The sequence below is a fragment of the Paraburkholderia sp. SIMBA_054 genome (assembly GCF_046534875.1).
GTDB classification, from domain to species: Bacteria; Pseudomonadota; Gammaproteobacteria; order Burkholderiales; family Burkholderiaceae; genus Paraburkholderia; species Paraburkholderia hospita.
Window position 1 is genome coordinate 1 of sequence record NZ_JAWRXV010001048.1, and the last position, 261, is coordinate 261.

Annotated in this window: 1 pseudogene; it reads left to right on the forward strand. The window is 54.0% G+C overall.

The annotated features are described in order from the left end of the window. A pseudogene (locus SB822_RS58355) lies at positions 1-261 on the forward strand (sodium:proton antiporter); the annotation flags it as partial.

A 261-nucleotide genomic window follows, 5' to 3' on the forward strand; every position in this document is an offset into this window, starting at 1 on the left:
TCATCGGCGGCTTGTTTATCGTCACCGGGCCGACTGTGATCATGCCCTTGCTTCGCCAGGCTAAATTAAAGGCCCGGCCGGCAGCTTTATTGAAATGGGAAGGCATCATCGTTGATCCGTTCGGCGCCTTGCTTGCTTTATTTGCTTTCCAATTTGTGTTGTTTGCAGAAGGGGAGGTCACCGCGGCCGCATTCGGCTTGTTCTTCCTGGCAGCACTTTTTGCGACCTTACTTGGCGCAGTTGCCGGGTTTGGGATGGGAT